This is a genomic window from Actinopolyspora lacussalsi, assembly GCA_030803735.1.
In the GTDB taxonomy this organism is placed as follows: domain Bacteria; phylum Actinomycetota; class Actinomycetes; order Mycobacteriales; family Pseudonocardiaceae; genus Actinopolyspora; species Actinopolyspora lacussalsi.
Window position 1 is genome coordinate 633,282 of the sequence record JAURUC010000001.1, and the last position, 25,580, is coordinate 658,861.

20 protein-coding genes are annotated in these 25,580 nt (G+C 67.5%); 11 read left to right on the top strand and 9 right to left on the bottom strand.

Annotation, left to right across the window (positions count from 1 at the left end; genetic code table 11):
• Positions 1-133: 133 nt before the first annotated feature.
• The 4 genes from J2S53_RS02815 (at position 134) to J2S53_RS02830 (ending at position 4,941) form a co-directional block, all read left to right on the top strand.
• Positions 134-1,564, top strand: coding sequence for a GH25 family lysozyme (locus tag J2S53_RS02815; protein WP_456239623.1), 1,431 nt, complete (start codon positions 134-136; stop codon positions 1,562-1,564).
• 318 nt (positions 1,565-1,882) lie between these two features.
• Positions 1,883-3,121 (top strand): glycosyltransferase family 4 protein, encoded by a 1,239-nt coding sequence (locus J2S53_RS02820; RefSeq protein WP_456239624.1) that lies wholly within the window; start codon positions 1,883-1,885, stop codon positions 3,119-3,121.
• A gap of 4 nt (positions 3,122-3,125) precedes the next feature.
• Entirely contained in the window at positions 3,126-3,848 is a 723-nt protein-coding gene (locus tag J2S53_RS02825; RefSeq protein ID WP_456239625.1) for a class I SAM-dependent methyltransferase, read from the top strand.
• Positions 3,841-4,941: a prenyltransferase gene (locus J2S53_RS02830; protein ID WP_456239626.1), complete on the top strand. Its 1,101-nt coding sequence runs from the start codon at positions 3,841-3,843 to the stop codon at positions 4,939-4,941. The genes J2S53_RS02825 and J2S53_RS02830 overlap by 8 nt, the downstream gene beginning before the upstream one ends.
• Here the strand turns inward: J2S53_RS02830 and J2S53_RS02835 are convergent.
• Positions 4,897-5,535, bottom strand: a complete 639-nt coding sequence (locus J2S53_RS02835; protein WP_456242682.1) for a class I SAM-dependent methyltransferase — start codon at positions 5,533-5,535, stop codon at positions 4,897-4,899. The genes J2S53_RS02830 and J2S53_RS02835 overlap by 45 nt on opposite strands.
• Positions 5,536-5,844: 309 nt before the next feature.
• On the opposite strand from J2S53_RS02835, the gene J2S53_RS02840 reads away from it, so the two are divergent.
• From J2S53_RS02840 to J2S53_RS02855, 4 genes are all read left to right on the top strand, one after another.
• Positions 5,845-6,396: a GNAT family N-acetyltransferase gene (locus J2S53_RS02840; RefSeq protein WP_456239627.1), complete on the top strand. Its 552-nt coding sequence runs from the start codon at positions 5,845-5,847 to the stop codon at positions 6,394-6,396.
• 651 nt (positions 6,397-7,047) lie between these two features.
• The gene (locus J2S53_RS02845; protein WP_456239628.1) at positions 7,048-8,817 is read left to right on the top strand and encodes a fatty acyl-AMP ligase; all 1,770 of its coding nucleotides are present in this window, start codon (positions 7,048-7,050) and stop codon (positions 8,815-8,817) included.
• The gene (locus J2S53_RS02850; RefSeq protein WP_456239629.1) at positions 8,810-15,361 is read left to right on the top strand and encodes an SDR family NAD(P)-dependent oxidoreductase; all 6,552 of its coding nucleotides are present in this window, start codon (positions 8,810-8,812) and stop codon (positions 15,359-15,361) included. Before J2S53_RS02845 ends, J2S53_RS02850 begins: the two co-directional genes overlap by 8 nt.
• 3 nt (positions 15,362-15,364) lie before the next feature.
• Positions 15,365-16,939: an acyl-CoA carboxylase subunit beta gene (locus J2S53_RS02855; RefSeq protein ID WP_456239630.1), complete on the top strand. Its 1,575-nt coding sequence runs from the start codon at positions 15,365-15,367 to the stop codon at positions 16,937-16,939.
• A 195-nt stretch (positions 16,940-17,134) separates the two neighbouring features.
• Here J2S53_RS02855 and J2S53_RS02860 read toward each other — a convergent pair whose 3' ends face one another.
• Positions 17,135-18,367, bottom strand: coding sequence for a PucR family transcriptional regulator (locus tag J2S53_RS02860; RefSeq protein ID WP_456239631.1), 1,233 nt, complete (start codon positions 18,365-18,367; stop codon positions 17,135-17,137).
• 460 nt (positions 18,368-18,827) lie between these two features.
• On the opposite strand from J2S53_RS02860, the gene J2S53_RS02865 reads away from it, so the two are divergent.
• Positions 18,828-19,199, top strand: a complete 372-nt coding sequence (locus J2S53_RS02865; protein ID WP_456239632.1) for a cupin domain-containing protein — start codon at positions 18,828-18,830, stop codon at positions 19,197-19,199.
• A 50-nt stretch (positions 19,200-19,249) separates the two neighbouring features.
• Here J2S53_RS02865 and J2S53_RS02870 read toward each other — a convergent pair whose 3' ends face one another.
• Genes J2S53_RS02870 through J2S53_RS02880 form a run of 3 tightly spaced genes read right to left on the bottom strand, consistent with a single transcriptional unit; the run spans position 19,250 to position 21,009 of the window.
• On the bottom strand, positions 19,250-19,825 hold the full coding sequence (locus J2S53_RS02870) for a YdeI/OmpD-associated family protein (RefSeq protein WP_456239633.1): 576 nt from the start codon (positions 19,823-19,825) through the stop codon (positions 19,250-19,252).
• A gap of 31 nt (positions 19,826-19,856) precedes the next feature.
• Entirely contained in the window at positions 19,857-20,123 is a 267-nt protein-coding gene (locus J2S53_RS02875) for a DUF397 domain-containing protein (RefSeq protein ID WP_456239634.1), read from the bottom strand.
• 10 nt (positions 20,124-20,133) lie between these two features.
• Positions 20,134-21,009, bottom strand: coding sequence for a helix-turn-helix domain-containing protein (locus J2S53_RS02880; RefSeq protein WP_456239635.1), 876 nt, complete (start codon positions 21,007-21,009; stop codon positions 20,134-20,136).
• 169 nt (positions 21,010-21,178) lie between these two features.
• On the opposite strand from J2S53_RS02880, the gene J2S53_RS02885 reads away from it, so the two are divergent.
• Entirely contained in the window at positions 21,179-21,484 is a 306-nt protein-coding gene (locus tag J2S53_RS02885) for a hypothetical protein (protein WP_456239636.1), read from the top strand.
• 180 nt (positions 21,485-21,664) lie between these two features.
• Here J2S53_RS02885 and J2S53_RS02890 read toward each other — a convergent pair whose 3' ends face one another.
• From J2S53_RS02890 to J2S53_RS02905, 4 genes are all read right to left on the bottom strand, one after another.
• A complete protein-coding gene (locus J2S53_RS02890) occupies positions 21,665-22,087 on the bottom strand; it encodes a DUF4440 domain-containing protein (RefSeq protein WP_456239637.1) in 423 nt (140 codons plus the stop codon).
• Positions 22,088-22,186: 99 nt separating this feature from the next.
• The gene (locus tag J2S53_RS02895) at positions 22,187-22,558 is read right to left on the bottom strand and encodes a class I SAM-dependent methyltransferase (RefSeq protein WP_456239638.1); all 372 of its coding nucleotides are present in this window, start codon (positions 22,556-22,558) and stop codon (positions 22,187-22,189) included.
• 101 nt (positions 22,559-22,659) lie between these two features.
• The gene (locus J2S53_RS02900) at positions 22,660-23,262 is read right to left on the bottom strand and encodes a response regulator transcription factor (RefSeq protein ID WP_456239639.1); all 603 of its coding nucleotides are present in this window, start codon (positions 23,260-23,262) and stop codon (positions 22,660-22,662) included.
• A complete protein-coding gene (locus J2S53_RS02905; RefSeq protein ID WP_456239640.1) occupies positions 23,259-24,440 on the bottom strand; it encodes a sensor histidine kinase in 1,182 nt (393 codons plus the stop codon). The genes J2S53_RS02900 and J2S53_RS02905 overlap by 4 nt, the downstream gene beginning before the upstream one ends.
• A gap of 224 nt (positions 24,441-24,664) precedes the next feature.
• Here J2S53_RS02905 and J2S53_RS02910 point away from each other — a divergent pair, with 224 nt between their 5' ends.
• Entirely contained in the window at positions 24,665-25,549 is an 885-nt protein-coding gene (locus J2S53_RS02910) for an ABC transporter ATP-binding protein (RefSeq protein WP_456239641.1), read from the top strand.
• The last annotated feature ends 31 nt before the right edge of the window (positions 25,550-25,580 follow it).

Below are 25,580 nucleotides of genomic sequence, written 5' to 3' on the forward strand. Positions count from 1 at the left end.
CGTTTCGGGACGATATCGACACGCTGAGTCACTTATTGGCCCTCTGAGTACTACCTACGAGAGCAATCTAGGTAGTCGTGTACGTGTTTTCCGGTGGTTACGTGCACGCTCAGTGCTGGGAGTCTGGGGACTCGTGAATACCCCCGGCCAACACAACCCCGAAGAAGAACCCCGTGAACCGGTCGGCTCTTCCGAGTCGGCAGACGCCAGCGAGCGTCGAGCGAACCCGGAGCGACCCTCGAACGCACCGGGTGCTTCCAACGGTTGGCAGCGTAGCGCGCGCGGCGCCGAGCAGTTCGCGCGTGACACCGCCTACCGGCTGCGCCCCGTCGCGCGTCGAACCACGGATCGGATCATCCGGTGGTTGCGGCAAGTGCTGGCCGCACTGGCGACGCTGACCCAACGTGTGGTGCGCTGGGCCGCTCCTTACGCGCGTCGCGCGCACGCATGGCTGATCCCCGCCATCGAGGGGGTGCAACGCCGAATCGATCCAGTCGCGCGGCGCGTGCGGCAGCGGCTTTCGCCGGTGATCGAACCGGTCCGGCAGCGGCTGGCCCCCACCGCACACCGGATACGCGACGAGCTGCGTCCCCGCGTCGCCAAGCTGCGCGCGAGGTTGCCGGAGAGCTCCGGTCGCCACCGGGCGCAGTTGCGCAGCCGTTCGGTGCAGCTGACCGCGGCTGCGGCGGCCTTCGGCGTGCTGGCGATCCTCGTCGGCACCGCGGGACCCGACACCGGCGAGCGGACCACCGCGGCGGCCCACACGGTCGAGCTGCGTTCCCCCGACCAGGCGCAGTCCGACCAGGGTGGAACCCAACAGGACTCCTCCTCGGAGCAGGACTCCGCTTCGGACCAGGAGCGGGCCGAGAATCCCGACTCGGACAGCGCCCCCGTGGCCAAGAGCTCCCCCGCGAAGCCCGCCGTCGACATTCCGCCGAACGCGCACGGCATCGACGTTTCCAACCACAACGGCCCCATCCAGTGGAACGAGGTGGCCGCCTCCGGTGAGCACTACGCCTTCGTGCTGGCGACCGATGGCGGAAACTTCACCAATCCGATGTTCGACCAGCAGTTCAACGGCGCCAAGAACGCCGGAATGCTCGCCGGTGCCTACCACTTCGGCAGGCCCACCGGCTCCGCTGTCGGACAGGCCGACCGGTTGCTGAACACGATGGGATCGACCGACGACGGAAAGACCCTTCCGCCGGTGCTGGACCTGGAGGTCTCGCCCAACGGAGGCGGCTGCTACGGCAAGACGTCCGGCCAGCTGCACTCCTGGACCCAGAGCTTCCTCGACAGGGTGAAGTCCAAGACCGGCGAGGACGCCATCGTCTACGCCAGCCCGTCGTTCTGGAGCAGCTGCATGGCGGGCTCGCAGGAATTCTCGGAAAACCCGCTGTGGTTGGCCTCCTACGGGGTCCCGCAGCCGAGCCTGTTCGGTGGTTGGGACGCCTACTCGTTCTGGCAGTACACCAACAAGGGCAGCGTCCCCGGTATCACCGGCCCGGTGGACAGGAACTTGTTCCAGGGCAGCGGTTCCGACCTGCTCGAACTCGCCCGGTGAGTACGACCGTCCGCTGAGCGACACGGTGCGGTCGAAAACAGAACGATCGTGTCAACAGCGCGGTAGCGACAGCAGGGGCGTCCACCCGGGTGGGCGCCCCTGTTTCGTGTTCGGTTGGGGCGAGACCGGTCGGCACCACTCGGTCTCCCGTAGTCCGGTGGTGCGCTCCGCCGTGCGCAGCTGTTCCGATGTACTTCGCCTACTGCGGCCAGGAGGGTGCCCGGCTCGAGTTACTACCGGGTAAGCTTACGCGGAGCCGGAACCGAAACATGTTTCAGCCTGCTCGTTCCGCGATGTTCCGGATGCGTGAGGTGAATCGTGCGAATTGCGCTGCTTTCCTATCGAAGCAAGCCGCACAGCGGCGGGCAGGGTATCTATGTTCGTCACCTCAGCAGCGGACTCGCCGAACTCGGACACGAGGTCGAGGTCCTGTCGGGACAGCCGTATCCGGAACTGGACGAGGGAGTGCGGCTGACCCGGGTTCCCAGCCTCGATCTTTACCGGGAGTCCGACCCGTTCCGAACCCCGCACCCCCGTGAGCTGCGCGGCCCGCTCGACCTGGCCGAACTGGGGATCATGTGGTCGGCGGGCTTTCCCGAACCGTTGACGTTCAGCCTGCGTGCCGCACGGATACTGCGCTCCAGGGCGGGCGAGTTCGACGTCGTGCACGACAACCAGTCCCTCGGTTACGGCCTGCTCAACCTGCGCCGCTCCGGGATTCCGCTGGTGGCCACCGTGCACCATCCCATCACCCACGACCGGCGTGTCGAACTGGCGGCCGCCCAGGGGTGGCGCAAGCTCGGGGTTCGACGCTGGTACGGCTTCCTGCGGATGCAGCGCCGAGTGGCCCGCCGCGTCCCCCGAGTGCTGACCGTCTCGGAGTCCTCGGCCGAGGACATCGTGCGCGACTTCGCCGTGGACCGGGCGAACCTGCGGGTCGTGCCGCTCGGGGTGGACCCCGAGGTTTTCCGCCCACCCCATCGCCCCAGGGTTCCGGGGCGAATCGTGGCCATGGCCAGCGCGGACACCCCGATGAAGGGCATCGGTACGCTACTGGAGTCAGTGGCGAAACTGCGCACCGAGCGCGCCGTGGAACTGGTGCTGGTCGCCAAACCCACCAAGGGTGGGCCCACCGAGCGGTTGATCGAGGAACTGGCCATCGGTGACGTGGTCCGAACGGTCAGCGGACTCACCGACGAGCGGCTCGCCGAGCTGTTCGGCTCCGCCGAGATCGCCTGTGTTCCGTCGCTGTACGAGGGCTTCTCGCTGCCGACGGTGGAGGCCATGGCCTGCGGTACCCCGCTGGTCGCGAGCCGGGCTGGTGCGATTCCCGAAGTGGTGGGGCCCGACGGAACCACCGCCGAACTCGTGCCGCCCGGCGACGCGGAAGCACTCGCCGCGAGGTTGGGCACGCTGCTGGCCGATCCCAGCCGCAGGGCCGCGCTGGGCGAAGCGGGCAGACAGCGGGTTCTCACCCGCTACAGCTGGTCGTCGGTGGCAGCCGCCACGGTCGACTGCTACGCCGAGGCGATCGAAGCAAGCAGAAAAGGGCGGTGAAGCGTTGCTGACGGTGGATTTCGACACGCTCGGAGTACGACCGGGCCAGCGAGTGCTGGATCTGGGGTGTGGTGCCGGTCGGCACGCGTTCGAACTCTATCGGCGCGGGCTGGACGTGGTTGCCTTCGACCACGACGAATCCGATCTGGCCGACGTGGCCGCGATGTTCGGCGCCATGGAGCAGGCGGGCGAGGTTCCCGCCACGGGGGCTGCCACCACCGTGCAGGGCGACGCGCTCGACCTGCCGTTTCCGGACGAGTCCTTCGATCACGTCATCGCCTCGGAGATCCTCGAGCACATTCCCGAGGACGACAAGGCGATGCACGAGCTGGTACGGGTCCTCAAACCGGGTGGGCGCGTGTCCGTCACCGTTCCCAACCGGTTCCCGGAACGGGTCTGCTGGGCACTGTCCGAGGAGTACCACCGCGTCGAGGGTGGCCACGTTCGTATCTACCAGCGACAGCAGTTGTTCGGCAGGCTGCGCTCGGCCGGACTGCGGCCGGTTCACCACCACTACGCCCACGCGCTGCACTCGCCGTACTGGTGGCTGAAGTGCGCGGTGGGGGTCGATCGTGATCACCCGTTCACGCGGTTGTACCACCGACTGCTGGTGTGGGACATGCTCCGGGCACCGTGGTTGACCAGGAGCCTGGAGCGCGCCCTCAACCCGGTGCTGGGCAAGAGCATCGTCACCTACCTCTACAAGCCCGGGGTGACAATTGCCTGAGGTTCCGGCGGTCGACGGAGTGCTGTCGGCGACCGAGGTGGCCACCACCGTCGAATCCGTCCGAGCCGTCCAGGAACCCTCCGGGGCGATCCCCTGGTACCCGGGTGGACACCTCGATCCGTGGGATCACGTCGAATCGGCCATGGCGCTGTCCGCGGGTGGGCACTTCGCCGCCGCCGAGCGGGCCTACGAGTGGTCGGCCCGCAACCAGCGTGCCGACGGGTCCTGGCCCATGCGGTTCCGGAACGGCGGGATCGAGGACCACGGCGCGGACACCAACTTCTGCGCCTATCTCGCGGTCGGCGTCTGGCACCACTTCCTTATCACCGGTGATCGTGAGTTCGCGGCGCGGTTGTGGCCCACCGTACGAGCCGGGATCGATCTCGTGCTCTCGGCCCAACTGCCCCGCGGCGAGATTCGCTGGGCGGTCGGCGTCGACGGGAGCACGCTACCGGAGTCGCTGCTCACCGGGTGTTCCAGTATTCACCACAGCCTGCGCTGCGCGTTGGCGCTGGCCGAGTCGATGGGCAGCCCCCAGCCGAGCTGGGAGATCGCGTTGGGGCGGTTGGGCCACGTGCTGCGTGCCCACCCGGAGGCGTTCACGAGCAAGGACCGCTACTCGATGGACTGGTACTACCCCGTCCTCGGCGGTGCGGTCCGCGGTGAGCAGGGTCGCGAGCGGTTGCGTGGCCGCTGGTCCGACTTCGTGGTCGCCGGTCTCGGTGCCCGTTGCGTGTCCGACCACCCCTGGGTAACCGGTGCTGAGACCTGCGAACTCGTGTTGAGCCTGGACGCGCTCGGCTGGCACTCCGACGCCGTTCGACTGTTCCGCGATATGCAGCACCTGCGTGAGACCGACGGTTCCTACTGGACCGGCTTCGTCTACAGCGACGCCAAGAACTGGCCCGTGGAGCACACCACCTGGACTGCGGCCGCCGTGGTCCTGGCTGCTGACGCGCTTTCCCGGACCACACCGGGGAACGGTGTTTTCCGTGCGAGAGGACTGCCGGACGGGCTGCTCGGCGAGAACGAGTCCGAGTGCGGTTGCCTAACCGAGGCAGACCCCGCCACCGACGCGCTGCAGCACCCGTAGCGAGCCGGTGACCGAGACCTCGCGGAACTCACCGCTGTTCAGGGCTCTTCGGTAGATCCGGTACGGTGCTCGGCCGCCGTCGGCGGGATCGGGGAACACGTCGTGCAGCACCAGTGCTCCCCCACGGCGTATCCAGGGGGACCAGCCCTCGAAGTCGGCGCTCGCCGCCTCGTCGGTGTGCCCGCCGTCGACGAACAGCATCGAGATCGGGGTGCGCCAGATCGCGGCGAGTGCGGTCGAGCCGCCCACGACCGCCATGACCCGGTCCTCGAGTCCGGCATCGGAGATGGTCCGGCGGAACCGTCCCAGCGTGTCCAGCCGTTCGTCCGCGGGATCCACCAGTTCGGGGTCGTGGTACTCCCAGCCCGGTTGGTGCTCCTCGGAACCCCGGTGGTGGTCGACCGTCACCACCAGGCCACCGGTCGCGGCGGCAGCGGCTCCCAGGTAGATCGCCGATTTGCCGCAGTAGGTACCGATCTCCACGGCGACCCCGTCGGCGAGGTACGCCATCGCTGTTTCGAACAACGCCGTGCCCTCGGAATCCGGCATGAATCCGGTCGCGGAACGGGCTGCTTCGAGCAACCGCGGTGGCATTCGGTGCCGCGGTGCGTCGGCTGTGGCGTCTGTCGGCGAGGCTGCGGCCACCCTGGTTCCTTCTCGTGTCGCTGGACTGCGGACTGGCTGTCGAACGTGATTCTAGTAGGCCGTCCCGGCGGAGTTCCGCTGTTCCCGCTCGGCGGGACCTCCGTGCGCTCTCGTGTGCCGGGGCGGCAGGACAGCCGGTGATGGAACTCCCCGGCCAGACCCTTTCCCACCTCCCCACCTCGGCCCCGCGCGGGCTGGTGGTTCGCATCCCCACGTCGTCGATCGGCCGAGTAAGGCGGAAACGGGTAGCGTGGCCGTATGGCGTCACTCTCGCTGACCACCGAGCGGTTGTTGATACGCGGCTGGAGGGTCGAGGACGCCGATGCGGCTTTCCGCATCTACGGCAATCCCGAAGTCGCGATGTGGCTGGCCCCCATGATGCAGCGCGTCACCGATCCGAGTGCTATGCGCTCGGTGCTGGAGGCGTGGGTGGAGTCCGCCCCCAATCTGGCACCGCCGACCGGGCGCTGGGCGATGGTGCGCCGCTCGGACAACGTGCTGATCGGTGGGCTCGCGCTGCGCCTGCTCCCGCCCTACGAGGAGGACATCGAGATCCGGTGGCAGGTCAGTCAGCACGAGTGGGGGAAGGGCTATGCCACGGAAGGTGCGCGGGCGCTGCTCGGGTGGGCGTTCACCCAGGACGTCGACGAGGTCTTCGCGGTCGCGCGTTCCTCCAACGCACGTGCGGTCGCCACCGCGCGAAAGCTCGGCATGGAGTGGGTCGGTGAGACCACCAAGTACTACGGCCTGCTGTTGCAGGTGTTTCGCGTCCGGCGGGCCGACTTCAACGGCCCGGTCCCCCCGCGGTAGTGACAACGGCCGCGTTCGGTGCTCCCACGGCCGATTCACGTGTTTTCGTCCGCTCCCGCCGGGCTGTTCTCGGTAGTGGTGGAGAATTCGGTCTGGCTTCCGCTCGAAAGTGGAAATTCGGTTGTAGTACGTTCCGGAGCGGAAATGTTTTGTCTTCCGGCGCGGATGTTGCCCTCCACCGGTGGAATCGTTCGCCGCTCAGTCTTTCGCTCTCGAATCGGGTTTTCGTTTTTCGGCTCGCGACGACATCGGGAGATTCGGTGTCGCGTGGTGCCGCTGCACGGCCGCTTCCGGCACGGGTGCCGCGGTTCCCACCGTAAGACCGGGGTTCCCTAACCCAGTGCTCGCCACGACAGGCTGCTGTTGGGCGAGTGCGACGCCGGTCCGGTTCCGCCGGTTCGGCGACGAAAGCACGGCGATTCAGTCGCCGTTTTGGCGTTCGCTCTTAATTATCAGGCACGTGACAAGAAGATCGTCCGTCATGCGCACCGGAATGCGTGTTGTTTCTTTCCCGGTGTTTCGAGCGTTCGTTCGTCTTGACACCGCCTCTCCCGCGTGAAAAATTCGCTCCGTTGCGGGATCCGATGCTTCGTGCTTTTCGTTTCGTTCGTTGTCGGTATTCGTGTTTTGTCCTCAGCGTGGGAAGGTGTTATGGAATCTACGGCCGCGGAGTTCGCGCCGCACGACGGGACGACGACTCTGACCGGGTACCTGGACCGCTCCGCGGTGGAGCGACCGGATGCCACCGCGATCACCTTCGTCGACTACGAGGCGAGCAGGGACGGTCTCACCACTTCGTTGACGATCTCCGAGTTGCATCGTCGTGTTCACGCGGTGGCGGCCTGGACGGCACACCGCTGTGAGCAGGGAGAACGGGTGGCGATCCTCGCTCCGCAGGGAATCGAGTACGTCATCGGCTTCCTGGGAGCCATCCGGGCCGGTGCCATCGCGGTTCCGCTGTTCCAGCCGGACATGCCCGGCCAGGAGGGCAGGCTCGATGCCGTACTCGACGACTGCGAACCGGCGTGCGTGCTGACCACGAAGGACACGTTCGACCGGGTTCGAGAGGTGATCCGGCAGCGCGGTGCCCGTGCGCCGCGTGAGTGCCTGGCCGTAGACACCCTCCAGGAGGATTGGTCGTCCGAGTCGCTTCCGCCGACCGCCGCACCGGATGATGTCGCCTACCTGCAGTACACCTCCGGTTCGACGCGGGTGCCCGCAGGCGTGCGGATCACGCACGCCAATGTGGTCGCCAACGCGCGACAGGCCCTGTCGGCCTACTTCGGCGAGCGTATCGAGGGCGGGGCCACCGTCAGCTGGCTACCGCTGTTCCACGACATGGGGCTGGTGCTGTCCGTGGCTGCCCCCGTGGTGGGTGGCATAAAGTCCGTGTTGCTGGACCCCGCGGCGTTCCTGCGGCAGCCGGGACGCTGGTTACGCCAGCTCGCGGCGAACCCGCGCTGCATCACCGCCGCTCCCAACTTCGCCTTCGACTACACCGCGGCCAGGGTGACCGACCGGGAGAAGGCGTGGACGAGACTGGACCGGGTGGTCGCGATGATCAACGGCAGCGAGCCCGTGCTGCCGTCGACCGTGGAGCGGTTCAACCGAGCGTTCGAGTTCTGCGGTCTGCGCCCGGAGACCCACCGTTGCTCGTTCGGACTGGCGGAGGCGACCGTGTTCGTCGCCACCAGCCCGGCCGGGACCGCTCCCCGAAGTGTTCGGTTCGACCGCGATTCCCTCGGTAGGGGAGCAGCGGTAACGGCGAACGACGATGCCCCGTCGAGCACGCTGGTCTCCTGCGGCAGCCCGCTCGGGCAGCGGGTGGCCATCGTCGGTCCCGAGTCCCACCGCCCGCTCCCGGAAGCGGCAGTGGGGGAGATCTGGGTGAACGGCCCCAACATCGGACAGGGCTACTGGAAGTGGGACGGTGCCGCCTCCGACGAGGTTTTCCGAGCTCGATTGCACGAAGCCGGTGAGCTACCGGAAACCGGCTGGCTGCGCACCGGTGATCTCGGGGTTCGTTACGACGGTGAGCTGTTCGTGACGGGCAGGATCAAGGATCTGATCATTCTGGACGGTCGGAACCACTATCCGCAGGATCTGGAGCAGACCGTGGAACAGCGCTCCGAGGTGCGCAAGCACCACACCGCGGCGTTCTCCGTCAGCGTCGACGACACCGAACGAGTGGTGATAGCCGCCGAGTACTCCCGCTCGCTTCCGCCCGAAGGACGGTTCCCCTCGGAGATCGAAACGGCCCTGCGCAAGGACATCGCCAACGCGCACGGCGTGAGCGTGCACGAGCTGCTGCTGCTCGAACCGGACACCGTCCCCCACACGTCCAGCGGCAAGGTTGCGCGCCGCGAGTGCAGGCGGCGTTACCTCGATGGCGAACTGAGCTCGGAGAAAGCCCATGACTGATCGCTCGGAACTCGGCGAGTGGCTCGTGCACCGTATCGCCGAGCGCACCGGGATACGCCCCGCACGGATCGAAACCGACCGGCCCTTCGACGAGTTCGGACTCTCTTCCCGGGACGTCGTGGCGCTGTCGGGTGATCTGGAAACCCTGCTGGGCAGGTCACTACCCGCCACGCTGCTCTGGGAGTTCCCCACGATCGAACGGCTGGCCGAAGCGCTGGCCGGTTCCGGTTCGGCCGGTTCGACCGTTGCCGGAACCGAACCGGCCGAACCGGTCGCGGTGATCGGTCTCGGGTGCCGTTTCCCGGGAGCCGACGGCCCGGAACGGTTCTGGGAGCTGCTGCGTTCGGGAACCGATGCCGTCGGAACCGTTCCCGACCGACGTTGGCAGGACTTCGCCCCCGGGCAGCGGAGCGTGCTGGACGATCTTCCCACCGCCGGCGGATATCTGGACGACGTCGCCGCGTTCGACGCGGGGTTTTTCGAGGTTTCCCCGCGTGAAGCCGAGGTCATGGATCCGCAGCAGCGGTTATTGCTCGAAGTGAGCTGGGAGGCGCTGGAGAACGCGGGTGTGGTTCCCGAACGCCTGCGGGGGTCGAACACCGGCGTGTTCGTGGGGGCCGCTGCCACTGAGTACGGCCAGCTGACCACCCGGGATCTCGGGGCGATCGACGCGTGGACCGGCACCGGCGGCGCTATGAGCGTGATCGCCAACCGCCTGTCCTACCTGCTGGATCTGCGCGGCCCCAGCCTCGCCGTCGACACCGCTTGCTCGTCCTCGTTGGTGGCACTGCACCAGGCGTGCGCCAGCCTGCGCACGGGGGAGAGCCGCACCGCCCTGACCGGCGGGGTGAACCTGCTGTTGTCCCCGGCGATAACCGCCAATTTCCACAGTGCCGGTGCGCTGGCCGCCGACGGGCGGTGCAAACCCTTCGACGCCGCCGCCGACGGCATCGTCCGTGGCGAGGGTTGCGGTGTCGTCGTGCTCAAACTGCTGTCCGAGGCCAATCGGGACGGTGACCGGGTGCACGCCGTGATCCGCGGCTCCGCGGTGAACTCCGACGGCCGTTCCAACGGACTCATGGCCCCCAACCCCTCTGCCCAGGAAAGACTACTGCGTTCGGCCTGTGCCACCGCCGATCTCGATCCCGGCGTGCTGGACTACGTGGAGGCCCACGGCACGGGAACTCTGCTGGGAGATCCGATCGAGGCGACGGCGCTGGGGGCGGTCTTCGGTGCCGATCGCACGGGGGATCGGCCGCTACTGCTCGGTTCGGTCAAGGCGAACCTCGGGCATCTGGAGGCGGCCGCGGGCATCGCCGGGATCATCAAGGTGGTGCTGGCCATGCGGCACGGCCGGTTACCTGCCACACCGCACTACCGGACTCCCAACCCCCACATTCCCTTCGAACGCGCACGCCTGGAAGTCGTGGGGCAACACCGCCCCTGGCCGGAGTACTCCGGCGTCGCACGGGCCGGTGTCTCCGGTTTCGGATTCGGTGGCACCAACGCGCACGTGCTGCTGGAGTCCTGGCCGGGCCCGCCCGAGAGCGAGCGGGAAGTCGCCGGACCGCACACGCTGTTCCTGTCCGGAAGCACCGGTTCCCACCTGCGGCGGACGGCGGCGCGGTTGGCCGAACGGCTGCGAGACCCCGAACACACCGACACTCCGGTCACCGACATCGCCCACACCCTGCTGCGGCACCGCAGGCAGCACGTGCGGCGCGGCGCGGTCGTCGGTCAGGACCGCGCTCGGCTCGCGGAGGGGTTGGATGCCCTCGCCACCGAGGACACCGCGGCCGGAGTGGTGCGCGGGCGCGCCGGATCGGCGGGCGAACCGGTGTGGGTGTTCTCCGGATACGGTTCACAGTGGCCCGGCATGTGCCGTGAACTGCTGCGGGACGAGCCGGCCCTCGCGGAGTCGTTGCGGCGGAACGACACCGAGTTCAGCGCCGTGACCGGGTTCTCGCTGTACGAGGCGCTCGCGGCGGGATCCGAACTCGACGGGTTGTACCGAACCCAGCTCGGACTGTTCGGTACCCAGCTCGCGCTGGCGGAACTGTGGAAGTCCCACGGCGCACGACCGGGCGCGATCATCGGGCACTCCATGGGGGAGGTGGCCGCCGCCGTGGCGGCCGGTGCGCTGGACTACGGCACGGGACTGCGGGTCATGGACACCCGCACCCGACTGCTGGCCGAGATGGAAGCCGCTGGCGGTGGGGCCATGGCGGTTCTGGAGGGATCGCCCGATGAGGTCGCCGAGCTGGCTGACTGGTTTCCGGGGGCGGTAGTGGCGGTGCACACCTCCTCCCGCCGTTGCACCGTCGCGGGCCCTGCCGACGAGATCGAGCTGCTGGCCGCGCACTTCCGGCGTCGTGACCGCGTGGTGCGGGTGCTCGACGTGGCCGGAGCCGGACACACCTCCGCCGTCGATCCGCTGCTGGGCAGATTGCGGGAAGAACTGGCCGACCTCGCCCCGGCCACCCCGGCGATTCCCGTCTACAGCACCGTCGAGCACGAATCCGGGGTCACACCGACGTTCGACGCCGATTACTGGGCTCGGAACCTGCGTCGCCCGGTGTTGCTGGATCGCGCCGTGCGGGAGGCGGTGACCGGCGGGTTCGACACCTTCGTCGAGATCGCCCCGCATCCGATAGTCACCTCCGGTGTCGAGGAGACGGCGGTCGACGCGGGCGTGCGGGATCCGCTGCTGGTGTTCGCCTCACGACGGGACACCGACGAGACGGCGACGTTCCGCGAGAACCTCGCCCGACTGCACGTCAACGGACGACTGCCCGAACCGCCCGGCCTTCCCACGGGCAACATCGCCGAGCTGCCGTTGCCCGTCTGGGAGCACGAGCGGTACTGGATCTCCGTCGCCGGAGCGAGTTCCGTCGGAGGAGAGCACCGGCTGCTCGGACATCACGTGGAGCTGCCGGACGGGCGACACGCCTGGCAGGGCGAGATCGGGACCGGCTCCCTTCCCTGGTTGGGCGACCACCGGGTGCACGACACCGAAGTCCTGGCCGGTACCGGGTATCTGGAGATGGCGCTGGCCGCTGCCGGCCGAGTGCTGGACCTCCCACCGGACCGTCTGTTGCTCGACGGGCTCGAACTGCACGACATGCTCGTGCTCGCTCCGGAGCTGACGGTCACCACGGTGGTCACCCCGCACGAGCCCGAGCCGTACGGCACCGCTGGTGTGACCGTCGAGGTGCACAGCCGTTCCGCGAACGGCGGTTGGCACCGACACGCCGTCGCCGAGGTGATACGCACTACGCCCGAGGAGCGAGCCGAGCGTGACTCGGCCGGTGGTGACTCCGCAGGCTGGGACTCCACCGACTGGGATCCCAACGTGGCCGCGGACGGCGGCGAACAGGTGCGGCTGTACCCCGCGCTGCGCGCGGCGGGCCAGGAGTACGGACCGGCCTTCCGGCCCGTGCAGCGGGCGCACGCCGGTGACGCGAGCGCGGTGGCCGAGCTGGCGTTGCCCGACGAGGCGGGAAGCCGCCAGGAGTTCCTCGCGCATCCGGTGATCACCGACGGCTGTCTGCAGACTCTCGTCGCGGCCGCGATTGGTACCGACGACTCCGCGGAAGTCGAGCTGTTCGTTCCGGTCGAGTTGCGCGACGTGCGGCTGTTCCGTCGCGTGCCCTCCCGGGTTCGTTGTCACGCCAGGCTGGTCACGAGTCCCGGAGAACCGGAGGTGACCGGATCCGTGTTCGTCACCGACGAGCACGAGCGCGCGGTGCTGCGGATCGGCCTGGTTCGCGCGCGCCGCATGGGGGCCACTCCCGTACCGCGTGATCCAGCCGAAGCCGGATTGCGGCTGTGCTGGGAGGAGTCCTACCTGCCGGAGCCAGTCCCCGACGGCGGTGACTGGCTGCTGTTCGGTGCGGCTCCGGAACTGGCCCAGCGGTTGCGGGACCGTGGTCGACGCGTCACCAGCGCTACGCCGGGGCCGGACGAGGGGCTGCCGCGGCGCTTCGACGAGGCCGAGCGTTTCCTGGTCGAGGCTGTCGCTCCCGCCGGAATGGTCGTTCTCATCGGGGAGGAGGACACCCTCGAAGCCCACTTCTCGGCGGCGCGGGAGCGGTTGCTCCGGTTGGCGAGGCTGGTGCGGGTCCTGGAGACCCACGACGGTGCTCCCACGCGGCTGTGGCTGGTCAGCACCGGCTCGGCCAACGCGGAGCTTCGGGCGTTGGTTCGGGTGCTCACCTTCGAACACCCCCGGGTGCGCGTTTCACTCGTCAAGGCGGCCGGGGCGGACGCGGAGTCGTTGGCCGACGAGCTGTGCGCGGACTCCGCCGAGGACGACGTACGTCACGAGCAGGGACGTCGGCACGTCGCCAGGCTGCACGGTGTCCGGCCGGAGTCCTCGGTCGCCGCACCAGCGGTGCGGCCGCAGTCCTATCTGATCACCGGTGGGCTGGGCGGTCTCGGCCACACCTTCGCTCGGTGGCTGGCCGAGCGGGGTGCCGCTCGAGTGGTGCTCAACGGCCGCCGCGATCCCGCTCCGGACGTCGAGCGCGACATAGAACGACTCCGTGCGGGTGGAACCGAGGTCGTCGTGGTCACCGGTGACATCGGGGAAGCGGGCACGGCCGAGCGGTTGGTCGAGGCCGCCACCGATGGCGGGCTCGCGCTGTGCGGGGTGCTGCACGCCGCCGGAGCCCTGGACGACGGTCCGTTCACCGAGTCGACCGAGCAGGGGCTGGAACGCGTCTGGCACGCCAAGGTGGAGGGCGGCCTACGACTGCACGAGGCCACCCTCCATTCCGAACCGGACTGGTGGGTCACCTTCTCCTCGGCGGCGGCACTGCTCGGCTCACCGGGTCAGGCCGCTTACGCCACCGCCAACGCGGCCCTCGACGACCTCGTGCGGTGGCGCCGTGCACAAGGGCTCGTCGGCACCAGCGTGCAATGGGGAGTGTGGGGCGAGGTAGGGGCCGCGAGCGAGTCGTTCACCGGTGTGCTGCGGCCGTTGTCCACTGCCGCCGGCACCGAGGCGTTCGAGATTCTGCTGGGGACCGAACAGCCGGTCACGGGAGTGGCGTGGCTCGACGGGGGCCGGGCCGGCCGGATGTTCCCGGAACTGTCCGCGCGCCCGTTCTTCCGGCACGTGGTCGGCGAGGAACCGGGTGCCGCTGTCGGAACCGACCCCGAACAGCTCCGCTCAGTCGCCCCGGAAGAGGCGCTGCGCACGGTGACTTCGACGCTGACGCGGCTGCTGGGCGAGATCATCGGCACGGCCGCGGCCGATGTGGACCCCGACCGACCGTTGACCGGGCTCGGACTCGACTCGCTGATGGCCATGCGAGCTCGCAACGCGGTCGAACGCGAGTTCGGGGTCGGTATAGCCCCCGCCATGCTGCTGCGGGGGTGCAGCACCGCCGAACTGGCGAACCAGTTGCTCGTCGACCTCGGCGTCGAGTCCCCCGGTGCCCAGCGGGTGAACGCCGAACCGGCAGCCTCTCGTGCGATCGGTGCGCGCGATGCCACGGAACGCTGGCTGGCGCACCTGTGGCGCGAAGTCCTGGGGCTGGACAGCGTGGGAGTCGACCAGGACTTCTACCGGATCGGCGGTGACGAGCTCCTGGCGGAGAAGGTCACCGCGGCGGTGCGGGAGCGGTTGGGGACCGAGGTCCCGGAGCTGTTCGGACAGCCCACGATCGAACGGATGGCCGATCTCGTCCGGGACTCCTTCGAGTTGGCGGACGGACCGGTACGGACGCTCCGCGCCGAGGGAAGGGCCACGCCACTGTTCCTGTTCCATCCCGCCGGTGGTCCCACCAGCGTGTACCAGCCACTGGTCGAACGGCTCGGCGGGGAGCAGCCCTGCTACGGCATGGAACGGTTGGACCAGTACGAGACCGTTCCCGAGAAAGCCACCCGCTACATCGAGCTGCTCCGCGAGATCCAACCCGAGGGGCCCTACCGCCTGGGTGGTTGGTCCTTCGGCGGATGTCTGGCCTTCGAGACGGCGCGTCAACTGGCCGATCGTGGCGAGGAGGTGGAAACGGTGCTGCTCATCGACTCCATCCTGCCGCTGCCCGCTCCGGAGTTCTCGGACGAGGAACTGATAACCCGCCGCTTCCGGCGATTCGTCGAACACATCGAGCACACCTACGGGGTCTCGCTGCCGGTTCCGGTGGACGAGTTGGACGAGTTCGACGAGCAGGAACAGATGGAACGGGTCATGTCGGCGCTCGCGGGCGACGAACTCGGTATCGGCGCCGGTGTGCTGCGGCACCAGTACACATCCTATGTGGACGCCAGGATCGCGGAGCGCTACGAACCGGGTCGTTACGAGGGGCCGGTGGTGCTGTACCGCGCCGCCGCGGCCGAAAGCACCACGACCACCCTCGATCCCCGCTACCTGCGTTCGGACGACTCGCTCGGTTGGGACGACTACGCCGCGGACCTGGAAGTCGTGCGGGTGCCCGGTGACCACCTCTCGATGATCGACCCCCCGCACGTCGACGTCATGACCGACCACCTCCGGCGACTACTCGGCATCGGTGACAGCAGTGAAGTCAGGGAGTGACTCATGGCGGACAACGAACCCAGTGGTACGTCCGAACGCATCGACGATCTCGAACAACGGCGTGTCGAAGCGGTTTCCCGGGCAGACGAGGTAGCGGCGGCCAAACAGCACCCCAAGGGCAAGTACACCGCACGGGAACGCATCGAGCTACTGGTCGACGAGGACTCCTTCGTCGAGGTCGGTGAGTTCACGCTGCGGCGCCCCACCTCGTTGGACACGGGCGACGACCGCTGTTACGGCGACGGGGTGGTGACCGGTTACGCGACGGTGGACGGCAGGCGGATCTGCCTCTTCTCGCACGACTTCACCACCTACGGCGGAAGCATGGGTGAGGCATTCGGCGAGAAGGTTCTCAAGATCATGGACATGGCCACCAAGGCGGGGTGCCCCGTCGTCGGCATCAACGATTCCGGCGGGGCGCGAATCCAGGAAGGGGTGGTCTCGCTCGCCTACTACGCGGAGCTGAGCAGGCGCAACTCGAAGGCATCGGGAGTGGTTCCCCAGATATCGGTGGTCATGGGGCCGTGTGCGGGTGGCGCCGTCTACACGCCCGCGCTGACCGACTTCACCGTGATGGTCGACCGGACCTCGCGCATGTTCGTAACCGGCCCCGACGTCGTGCGTTCGGTGACCGGGGAGAACATCTCGGCCGAGGAACTCGGGGGAGCCGAGGTCAACGGCAGCGTGACCGGCAACGCCCACTACGTCGCCTCGGACGAGGTCGACGCGCTCGACTGGGTGCGGACGCTGCTGGCGTTCCTGCCGGCCAACAACATGGCCGTGCCGCCGGAGTATCCGGTGTTGGAGCCCGCCGCTGCCGCGTCCGAGCTCGACACCGTGGTGCCCGACTCGCCCAACCGGTCCTACGACATGCGGCGGGTACTGGCGGCGGTGCTCGACGACGGCGAGCTGCTGGAGGTGCACGCCTCGTTCGCCCCGAACGTGCTGTGCGGTTTCGGCCGAGTGGAGGGACGAACCGTCGGAGTGGTCGCCAGCCAGCCACTGCGGCAGTCGGGGATAATGGACATCGACGCATCCGAGAAGGCCGCACGCTTCGTGCGGTTCTGCGACGCGTTCAACATCGCCCTGCTCACGTTCGCCGACGTGCCCGGTTATCTTCCCGGCAGGGAACAGGAGCAGCGGGGGATAATCCGACGCGGTGCCAAGCTGCTCTACGCCTACTCGGAGGCCACCGTTCCCAAGGTGACCGTGGTGACCAGGAAGGCCTACGGCGGCGGTTACGCAGTGATGGGGTCCAAACATCTCGGTGCCGACGTCAATTTGGCCTGGCCCACCGCGGAGATCGCGGTCATGGGGGCAGAAGGCGCGGTCGAACTGCTCTACCGCGCCGAGCTGGCCGAAGCCGAGGCCAACGGCGTCCGCGCCTCGGTCCGCGCGAAGCTGATCGCCGAGTACCGGGCCACCATGACGACCCCGTACGTGGCGGCCGAACGCGGCTACGTCGATTCGGTGATCCGGCCCGCCATGACACGCGCCCGAGTGTCCGACGCGTTGCTGATGCTCGAGGCGAAGCGGGAGGAATCCCCACCGAAGAAGCACAGCACTATGCCACTGTGATCCCTGTCGACAGGCCCCACCGTCCCGGCGATTTCGCGAGAAATCGACGCCCGGGTCGGACCGTCTTCCGGATGGGGCCGTGCTCTCGCGGGGAAAACCCGACGGCGTGGGCGTCCATTCGCCGTCGGGTCTTCCGAAGTGAGGGAGGACGGAAGGTTTCGTCGATCGGGGATTCTGTCATCCCGAGCGGGGCCCTCAGTCCGCCAGCCAGTCCGCTGTGTCACCGGAGAGCATGTTCGAGGCCCGCAACACTATCTCCATGTCGAAACGGGACTCCGGATCGTGCAGTGCCTCCCCGAACAACTCCTCCAGCTGCCGTAACCGGTAGCGGACGGTCTGCGGGTGTACCCGCAACCGCTGGGCGATCTCGGGGGCACCGCCACGGGTCTGCAGCCAGCTCAGCAGTGTGGCGGCCAATCGCGTCCGCTGTTTCGGACGCAGCCCGTTCAGCGGTGCCAGCCGTTGCCTGGCGAGTTCCCTGATCAGATGTTCGTCCTGCAGTAACAGGATGCTCGACAGGTCTTCATGGCACCGGTTGATGTGCTGGTCCGGCCACACGCCGGAGCGGATCAGTCCCATCATCCTCCGGCACCAGCGCAGCGACTTGCCCGCCTGGTCGAGCGCGACCGGGGAACCCACCACCACCCGCCATCCGGCCAGTTCGGTCTCCCAGTCGATCTCGTCCGGTTCGCCGTGGTCACTGGGGAGCAGCACGTGCGGTTCGACGCACTCCAGGTCGACCAGGGCGTTCCAGCGGGACAACGGCGTGCCGGTTCGGGAGCGGGTGTCGTCGTACTGCTCGAGTGCCGCCACGGTCACCTGGTGCGGCACCCGCCACTGCGCGGTAACGGCCGACTCCTCGATGGTGCGCTGCGCCGGTTGTGGTTCCGACACCAGCAGCTCCAGCAACCTCCTGCGCCTGCGAGCCAGCGTACCCGCGGCACGCGCCTGGGCGGCCGCGTAGCCTTCCACCGACAGGGCGGTCAGCTCGTCGATGTGGGCGAAGATCGCCTCGCCGAGCAACAGCGTGGTGCGGGGCGCCAGCCGTATCCGCTCGCCGATCCCCGCCACCCGTCGCCAGGCCAGCCTTGCGCCGATCCGGTAGGCGGCCTGCAGGCTGTCCAGGCTGCGGCCCTCCCGCATCTCGGCCTTGCCCAGTGCGCGATGCACCTCGGCGCAGCGTCGCAGCGGTGTGGTCGGGTCGGCGATCCGGTCGACGAACCTGGTCAGGGCTTCCTCGATGCCGCGACGTATCGCGTGTACGTAGTGCTGGTCCAGCGGGCGGGCGTACTCGGGGATCTGCCGTTGGATCTCGGTGAGGATCTGGGTCGCCAGACTGGGTATCTCGGGCCGCAACAGGGTCGCGAGGTTGTCGGGGAGCGCTGCCCACAGTCTGGTGGACTCGGTACTGTTGGCCAGTTTCGGCATAACCCTCCCTCGTGCAACGGAGGCGAGGAGAACCGGTTCGCTACTCCGGTTCTTGCTCCGCAGTTCGTGCTACTGATGAGTAATCACTCTAGTGACAGTTTCCCGGGATGCTTAATAGCCCGTTTGGGTGAGCACGTTGTGCCATTTATTAGTGACACGTGAAAAATGGAGATATTTTGTGCTGCGTGCGGTTTTCGCGCGGGTAGGACGAATATGCATCTGCAATTGCATGAATACGCGTACGGCGATTTCCCGGAAGCGGGAGTTTACCGGTTCGTGCGGTTCGGGGTGTTCGACGGCTCGCGGCGCCAGGACAGGACGTAGTGCCGGTAAGCCGTAGTGCCAGGGCAGTGCGGATCCAGCCGCTCGACGTCGGGGCGTGCTGAACGAGAATTCGTGATGGATTCCGCCGGTCGGAACGGGGGAGGCCGAGTCGACGAACTCGCACTAGACTCGGGCCATGACTGATCGTCCGGTTGATATCGCCGACAAGCTCTCCAGGGTTTCCGAGCACTGGGCGCCGAAAGTGGTGGCCCGGCTCAACGACTACGAGATCAAGGTGGTCAAGGTCCAGGGCGAGTTCGTCTGGCACACCCATGAGGACACCGACGAACTGTTCCTGGTCGTCGACGGCGAACTGACCATTCAGCTGCGGGACGGCGACGTTCGGCTGCGCCCCGGGCAGTTGTACGTCGTTCCTCGCGGGGTGGAGCACTGTCCCGTGGCCGAGGGGGAGGTGCACGCGGTGCTCATGGAGCCGCGAGGAGTGGTCAACACCGGTGACGCGACGGACAGTTCGCTGACGGCCTCCTACGACGACTCGCTGGCCTGATCGGCGGTTTCTCCGGCTGCGTGCGGAAGGCGGTGGGGACGGCCGGTTCTTCAGTGCAACTTGCGGTGCTCGGCCAGCATGGCGACGAACCGCGAGATCCGGCGAGCGCGGGTCTCGGCGCGCTTGGCGTCGGCCACCCGGTGCAGGATCGCGTACCGGTTCTGGCTGTCGAGGTTGTCGAAGAACTCCTTGGCCGCCGGGTTGGCCTCCAGCTCACGCCGCAGGTCGTCGGGCACCGTGGCCGTGCGCTGCGGCTCGTAGGCGGTCTGCCACCTGCCGTCCTGCTTGGCCTTCTCGATCTCGCGGTGTCCGGGCTCGCGCATCCGCCCCGCTTCGATGAGGCGTTCCGCGTTGTCCCGGTTGATCCGCGACCACTTGCTCCTGGCCTTGCGCGGGGTGAAGCGCTGCAACCAGGAGCTGTCGTCGTAGGAGCGCTTCACGGCGTCGATCCAGCCGAAGCACAGCGCCTCGTCCAGGGCTTGCGCGTAGGAGACGGAGGTCGTCGCCGCGTTCTTCTTCGCGATGCGCAGCCACACCCCCGACGAGTCGTCGTGATTGTTCGCCAACCACTCCCGCCAGTCCTCGCCGGAGGCGAATTCGAGCACCGGTTCGTTCTCGGCCGTCACGCCCCGATCCAACCAGAACCGGTTCCCGCTCTCACGCGCGCTCCAATGCACCCTGCCGTACGGCGGTCAGGAAGCTGTTCCAGTGCGAGCGTTCGAAGACCAGCACGCCCTCGTGCGGGTTCTTCGAGTCCCGCGCGGCGACCCCGCCGGCCGGGTAGGCGACCTCGACGCAGGACCCTTGATCCCCACTGTGGCTGCTCCTGAGCCAGCTTGGCTCTCCCGGCACTGCTGCCACTTCCACGCAGTTGCCGCCTTGGTCCGAGCTGCGGCTCGACTTACGCCAATACAATGAATCCACGTCGAATAATTCAGTGCTCGTCATCCGAGAACTCCTTCGCGATGGTTCGGATCATGCTGACCGATTCGTCCGGCGGTAGAGCGAGGGCACAGAGGTGTTCGAAAGCCACGGTGTGACTTTCGATCGCATGAGCTTCCTCGAGGTAGAGCGCACCCGAACGGTATTCCAGGAAAACCATGCCGGGGTCGTGCTCCCAGGGGAAGTCCAACATGGTGAAGGGGCCTGTCATGCCTGGATGCGCTCCAGTGGAGAAAGGAACCACCTGGATGGTGATCTTGGGGTCATGGGTGGCGTTCGCGAGGCGTTCGAGCTGGAATCGCATGGTCTCCCGGCTGCCTACGAGGCGTCGCAGGACGGCTTCGTCCAGTACTGCCCACAGACGTGGCGGGCTCTTGCGGTCGAAGATCGACTGGCGAGACATCCGAAACCGGGCCGAGGTTTCCAGCTCGTGTTCACTGCGCTCCATCGTACTGCGGCGTAGCAGTGCATTCGCGTAATCGCTGGTTTGCATCAGTCCGGGCACGAGCTGGGCCTCGTAGGTTCGTATCCGGGAAGCGCCCTGTTCGAGCCCGACGAACAAGGAGAACCAGTCGGGCAACGTCTCCGAGCCATAGCTTTCCCACCAACCTTTCCGGCGGGAGTTGCGGGCAGCTTCGAGGTAGGTCGGCCAGCGTTCCTCCGGAACTCCGTAGAACGGAAGCAGGACCTCTTCCAGGTCCCGGAGCACGACGGGGCGTTCGGCGGTCTCGATGTAGGAAACCTTCGCTTTGGTGCAGCGTAGTGCCTTGGCCACGTCCTTCTGTTCGAGGCCGTTCTCTCTGCGGAGTCGGACCAGCTCGAAGGCCAGCCACCGTCGCCACACGGTCGGACTCGATGTTTCCGTCACTCGCTGACTCCTCCGATGTGCTTCACCGCTTCGTAGTTTGCCTGATCTCGGTAGTACTCGATCGAGTGATCGCGTGATGTTAACTCAAAAATTATAGTTAACAATAACCGAAGTGGTGATCGCTGTCTGCTTTGGTGCACGTCGGAAGCTTTCAGGTCAGGAGGTAGCTATGAGTGACAACGAGATTCTCGCGGCGGAGCACGCACCGGCGGAGCCGCTGGGAGACGAAGCCGAGTTCGCGGCGCTGGTGGAGAGCTTCGTTCGCGAGCAGGCGCCACGGGTGTTCGCGCTGGTCGAGGAGGTCGGCGAGCGGGCCGACGCCGAGATCTTCGCGTGGGGCCTCGCCTTGGCAGAACATGCCGAAGTGTTCGGTGCGGCGGGGCGGATGCGGGGAAGTTTCGGCTCCGCCGAGAGCGCGTGCGAGGTGTTGGGGATGGCTCGCGAGCTCCGGCTGGTCTGGTTGCCGGAAACGTGAGTCGATGCGGCGTTTCCGGAGGAACGCGTCGTCGCCGCGGATTCGTGCTCGACGACGCGTTCACCGGCATTCGCCTGGGACGGGGCAGTCGGCGGGAACACTTCGGGAAACTCGCGGATCGGTCCACAGTGGCCCTGGCCGCGCGGTTGTCCGTTCCCTCGGTCGGAGCGCGGTTGGTACTCAGTCGTGCGGCTCGACGATCGGCGTGTTCTGCGCGGCGGCCAGCCACCACCGCCCGTCCCGTTCGACCAGGGTGTACAGCGCCATCTCGGAGAACCCGGTCTCGTCGAGCGCCCGGCGGCGAATGTGCGCGATCGCCACGCCGGGAGCCGGAGCGGTGACCCGCACGACCTCGAACCGCGAGGGTGGCGCCGCCTCCGCCGCCATGAGCACGCGATGCGTGTCGAGCAGCTCCTCGACGTCGTCCAGCGTCTCCCCGTAGGGACTTCCCCACACCACGTCCGCCGCGAAGTCGTGGTCGTAGAGCTCGGCGTCATAGGTGTCCAGGCCCCGCTGCAGCTGGGCGGTGAAGCGCTCCACCGCTTCCTTCGCGGCATCCTGGGAAGCCGGGTCGTTCAACCTCGGCCGTACCTTCGTGGTCATGCGCTGCTCCTTCGAACGGAATCGAACCGAGAATAGGACTTCGATCGAACTGGAAGTCAATCTCGGAAAGCGTGCTCGTCTCCCGCTCGGACGACTCGGTCAGCGGCGGAGACCATGGTGGCGAGGTAGCCGTGACCCGCCTCCTCGCGGTCCACCTCGCTCGCGTGCCACGGCCACGGCGCCGGGCGAGGAGTCGATCCCCAGCACGTCGAAGCCGTCGCGGGTCAGCGGAACGGAGTGCCTGCCCGTCCCGCAGCCGAGGTCGAGCACCCTGCCGGTGATCCCCGGTGCGGCACGCTGATCGATCGCGGGCCAGGCGGCCCGGTCGGCGAAGTAGGGAGCGAGGTCGTTCACGCCGATCAGACCGTCGTCGCGCTCGACGATCTCGAAGGACCTCCGGCCCTGGTGGTGCTGCCGAAGCGCAGCACCGAACGCGTCACCGAGCCCGGGTTCCCCATCCGTGTCCCGCATGACCACGCAGCCTGCCAGGCGCCGACGCTCGAAGCGATCGGATTTCCCGGCGCCGTTCGGCCGACGCCGACCGGGGTTACGCGCCTACATCGACCGCGCGTCTACAACCAGTCGTGTTCCCTTGCGTATCTCGCTGCCTCGTGTCTGGTGCGGCTTTGGGTCTTCTGCATCGCGCTGGAGAGGTAGTTACGTACTGTGCCCTCCGCCAGGTGGAGCCGGGTAGCGATGTCGGCGACGGAGTAGCCCTCGCCGGTCACCCGCAACACGTCCAGTTCGCGGTCGCTGAGCGGGCAGTCGTCGACGACGGCGAGCGCGGACACTTCCGGGTCGATCCAGCGCTTGCCCTCGTGCAGCGTCGCGATGACCGAGGCGATATGCGCCGGTTCCGCGGACTTGCTGACGAAGCCCTGCACCCCGAGCTTCAGCGCTTTGCGGAGCACTCCGGGCCTGGCGTGACGGGTCAGCATGAGAATCACCTGGTCCGGTCGCTCGTGACGGATCGACGAGACGGCGCCGAGACCGTCCACACCCGGCATCTCCAGGTCGATGACGAGCACATCGGGCCGGTGATACAGCGTGGTACGGACGGCCGTCTCGCCCTCCTCCGCTTCGGCGAGCACAGTGATCTCGCCCTCGAGCGGAAGCAACGACGCCAGTGCCTTGCGGAGCAGGGCCTCGTCATCGGCGAGCACCACCGTAGTCATTGCTCTTCCTTTCCTCGTCCTCGTGCGGTGTCGGTGTGTGAGTTCGGGAATGTCGCGGCCGTGACGAAACGCCCGTCCTGTTGCTCCACCCTCAGCTCGCCCCCGTTGTCGACCACTCGCTTCCGGAGGATGGCGAGCCCGCCGAGCTCGGGCAGCGAGGTGTCCTGGACACCGTCGTTGACGATGGTGATGCCGGAATCCGAGAGCGTGATCCGAACCTGTTTCGCCTGTGCGTGCCGCAGGATGTTGGTCGTCGTCTCCCGGAGGACCTGACCGAGCAGTTCGTTGTCCCGTTCCTCGAGCTCGGCGTCCCGGTCGACGAGCACGCCGATGCCCGCGGCTTCCAGAAGGTTCTTCGCGTTCTCCAGCTCCGCGGCGAGGTTGAGTCGCCGCTGCGCGTACACGAGCTCCCTGGTCCTGGTGATGGTGTCGGTGATCAGGGCGCTGATTTCCCGGAGCTCCCCCTCGGCGCGGTCGGCGTCGGCGCGCACCAGCTTCTGGGCCAGCGCGATCTTCAACTTGACCACGTGCAGGGTGTGCCCCTGAATGTCGTGCAGGTCACCGGCGAACCGCACGCGTTCCCTGGCGACGGCCAGTTCCGCTTCCCGCTCGCGGGACTCCGCCAACTCCTCGAGAACGTCGTAGTACCACTGACCCGCGAACATGCCCGCGGTCACCACCACCGTGGTTCCCACCGGGATGAGGACGTTGGCGAACAGCACGTCGGGCACGCTCTGTTGTGACACCAGTAGCCGCGCCGTACCCGCCGAGGCGACGAAGGCGGTCAACGCCACGGCGCTCACGCCACGATACCGGGGCAGCTTCGGAGCGTAGACGGCTCCTACGATCGTGACACCGTAGAACGCCGTATCGCCGTTCATCACCAGGACTCCGGCGAGCCACACCGCCGAGGTGACGAGCAGACAGGGCAGCACTACCCGCGAGATGCCGGTCGGCGTCCACCGCGCGACGGCCACCAGTGCCGCGGCGACCCCCATGCTCAGGACGATGGCCTCCCACCACGTGCGGGAGTCGAGCACCACCAGCAGTGCGCCGACCGGAGCGATGGCCACGACCATCGTCGCGACGTTCAGTCTGCGCATCCGTCCCCGAGTGGTCTCGATGCGCTCGTTCGTCATGTGCTCCTCGTCGTCGAACAGGTCGAAAAGGTACGCCACGCGGACCGGAAGGAAGCCGATAGTGTCGGTACCGGTGGAACACGCGGCCTTCCGGTTGCCGTTCCGATGTTCCGGGATCGAACGGCTGAGTTCGTCCGAGTGTCCTCCCGGCTCGCTGCGCCGGGTAGTGACACGGTGTCATACGTTCACTCGAAAAATGTCATGGTGAACAGGTGACGTGATTCCACTGGTCGGTGAGTGCGGTGGTTGCTGGGATCGAAGCCATGAACTCGACTCCGGTCATCGACGTGGCACGGTTGAACCTCACCTACGGTGACCATCCCGCCGTGAAGGACTTGTCCCTCCAGGTACGAAGTGGAGAGCTCTACGCCCTGCTCGGTACGAACGGGGCCGGCAAGACATCGACCCTGGAGATCGTCGAAGGCCACCGCGCCGCCACCTCGGGCACCGTACGGGTCTTCGGCCAGGACCCGCGCGATCGGCGTGCGGTGCGTCCCAGGACGGGCATCATGCTGCAGGAGAGCGGGTTCTCCCCGGATCTGACAGTGCGGGAATCGGTCCGGCTGATCGGGAAGCTCACCGGACGTACGGACACGGTCGAACACGTCCTGGGCATTGTCGACCTCACGAGCAAGGCGGGTACCAAGGTCTCCCAGCTCTCCGGCGGCGAGAAAAGGCGACTGGATTTCGCCACCGCTGTGTACGGGGCACCGGAGCTGATCTTCCTGGACGAACCCACCACCGGCTTGGACATCCAGTCCCGTGACGCCCTGTGGAGTTCCGTGGACAAGCTGCGTGCCGCGGGGTCGACCATCGTGCTCACCACGCACTACCTGGAGGAGGCCCAGCAGCGCGCCGATCGCATCGGGCTCATGCACCGGGGAACCCTGCACAGGGAAGGGACCGTTTCCGAACTGACGCGGACCCTCCCCGCCGTTATCCGCTTCACCCTCACGAACACCGCACCGGCCCTGCCACTGCGGGCAACACGTGAGAACGACGGCAGTTGCCTCATCGAGACGCATCACCTGCAGCGGGACATGTACACCCTGCTCGGGTGGGCGCAGGACCACGCGGTGGAGTTGTGTGATCTCGAAGCCGGCCCGACCAGGCTCGACGACGTCTTCCGCGCCATCGGCGACGACTGAACCACGTTCGTAACCTCTCGGAAAAGGACCT

What these genes read in the sequence shown, in the direction of transcription:
- J2S53_RS02835 (WP_456242682.1), bottom strand. Translation starts at nt 5,535, where the DNA reads ATGCCACCGCGGTTGCTCGAAGCAGCCCGTTCCGCGACCGGATTCATG.
- J2S53_RS02840 (WP_456239627.1), top strand. Translation starts at nt 5,845, where the DNA reads ATGGCGTCACTCTCGCTGACCACCGAGCGGTTGTTGATACGCGGCTGG.
- J2S53_RS02845 (WP_456239628.1), top strand. Translation starts at nt 7,048, where the DNA reads ATGGAATCTACGGCCGCGGAGTTCGCGCCGCACGACGGGACGACGACT.
- J2S53_RS02850 (WP_456239629.1), top strand. Translation starts at nt 8,810, where the DNA reads ATGACTGATCGCTCGGAACTCGGCGAGTGGCTCGTGCACCGTATCGCC.
- J2S53_RS02855 (WP_456239630.1), top strand. Translation starts at nt 15,365, where the DNA reads ATGGCGGACAACGAACCCAGTGGTACGTCCGAACGCATCGACGATCTC.
- J2S53_RS02860 (WP_456239631.1), bottom strand. Translation starts at nt 18,367, where the DNA reads ATGCCGAAACTGGCCAACAGTACCGAGTCCACCAGACTGTGGGCAGCG.
- J2S53_RS02865 (WP_456239632.1), top strand. Translation starts at nt 18,828, where the DNA reads ATGACTGATCGTCCGGTTGATATCGCCGACAAGCTCTCCAGGGTTTCC.
- J2S53_RS02885 (WP_456239636.1), top strand. Translation starts at nt 21,179, where the DNA reads ATGAGTGACAACGAGATTCTCGCGGCGGAGCACGCACCGGCGGAGCCG.
- J2S53_RS02890 (WP_456239637.1), bottom strand. Translation starts at nt 22,087, where the DNA reads ATGACCACGAAGGTACGGCCGAGGTTGAACGACCCGGCTTCCCAGGAT.
- J2S53_RS02895 (WP_456239638.1), bottom strand. Translation starts at nt 22,558, where the DNA reads ATGCGGGACACGGATGGGGAACCCGGGCTCGGTGACGCGTTCGGTGCT.
- J2S53_RS02900 (WP_456239639.1), bottom strand. Translation starts at nt 23,262, where the DNA reads ATGACTACGGTGGTGCTCGCCGATGACGAGGCCCTGCTCCGCAAGGCA.
- J2S53_RS02910 (WP_456239641.1), top strand. Translation starts at nt 24,665, where the DNA reads ATGAACTCGACTCCGGTCATCGACGTGGCACGGTTGAACCTCACCTAC.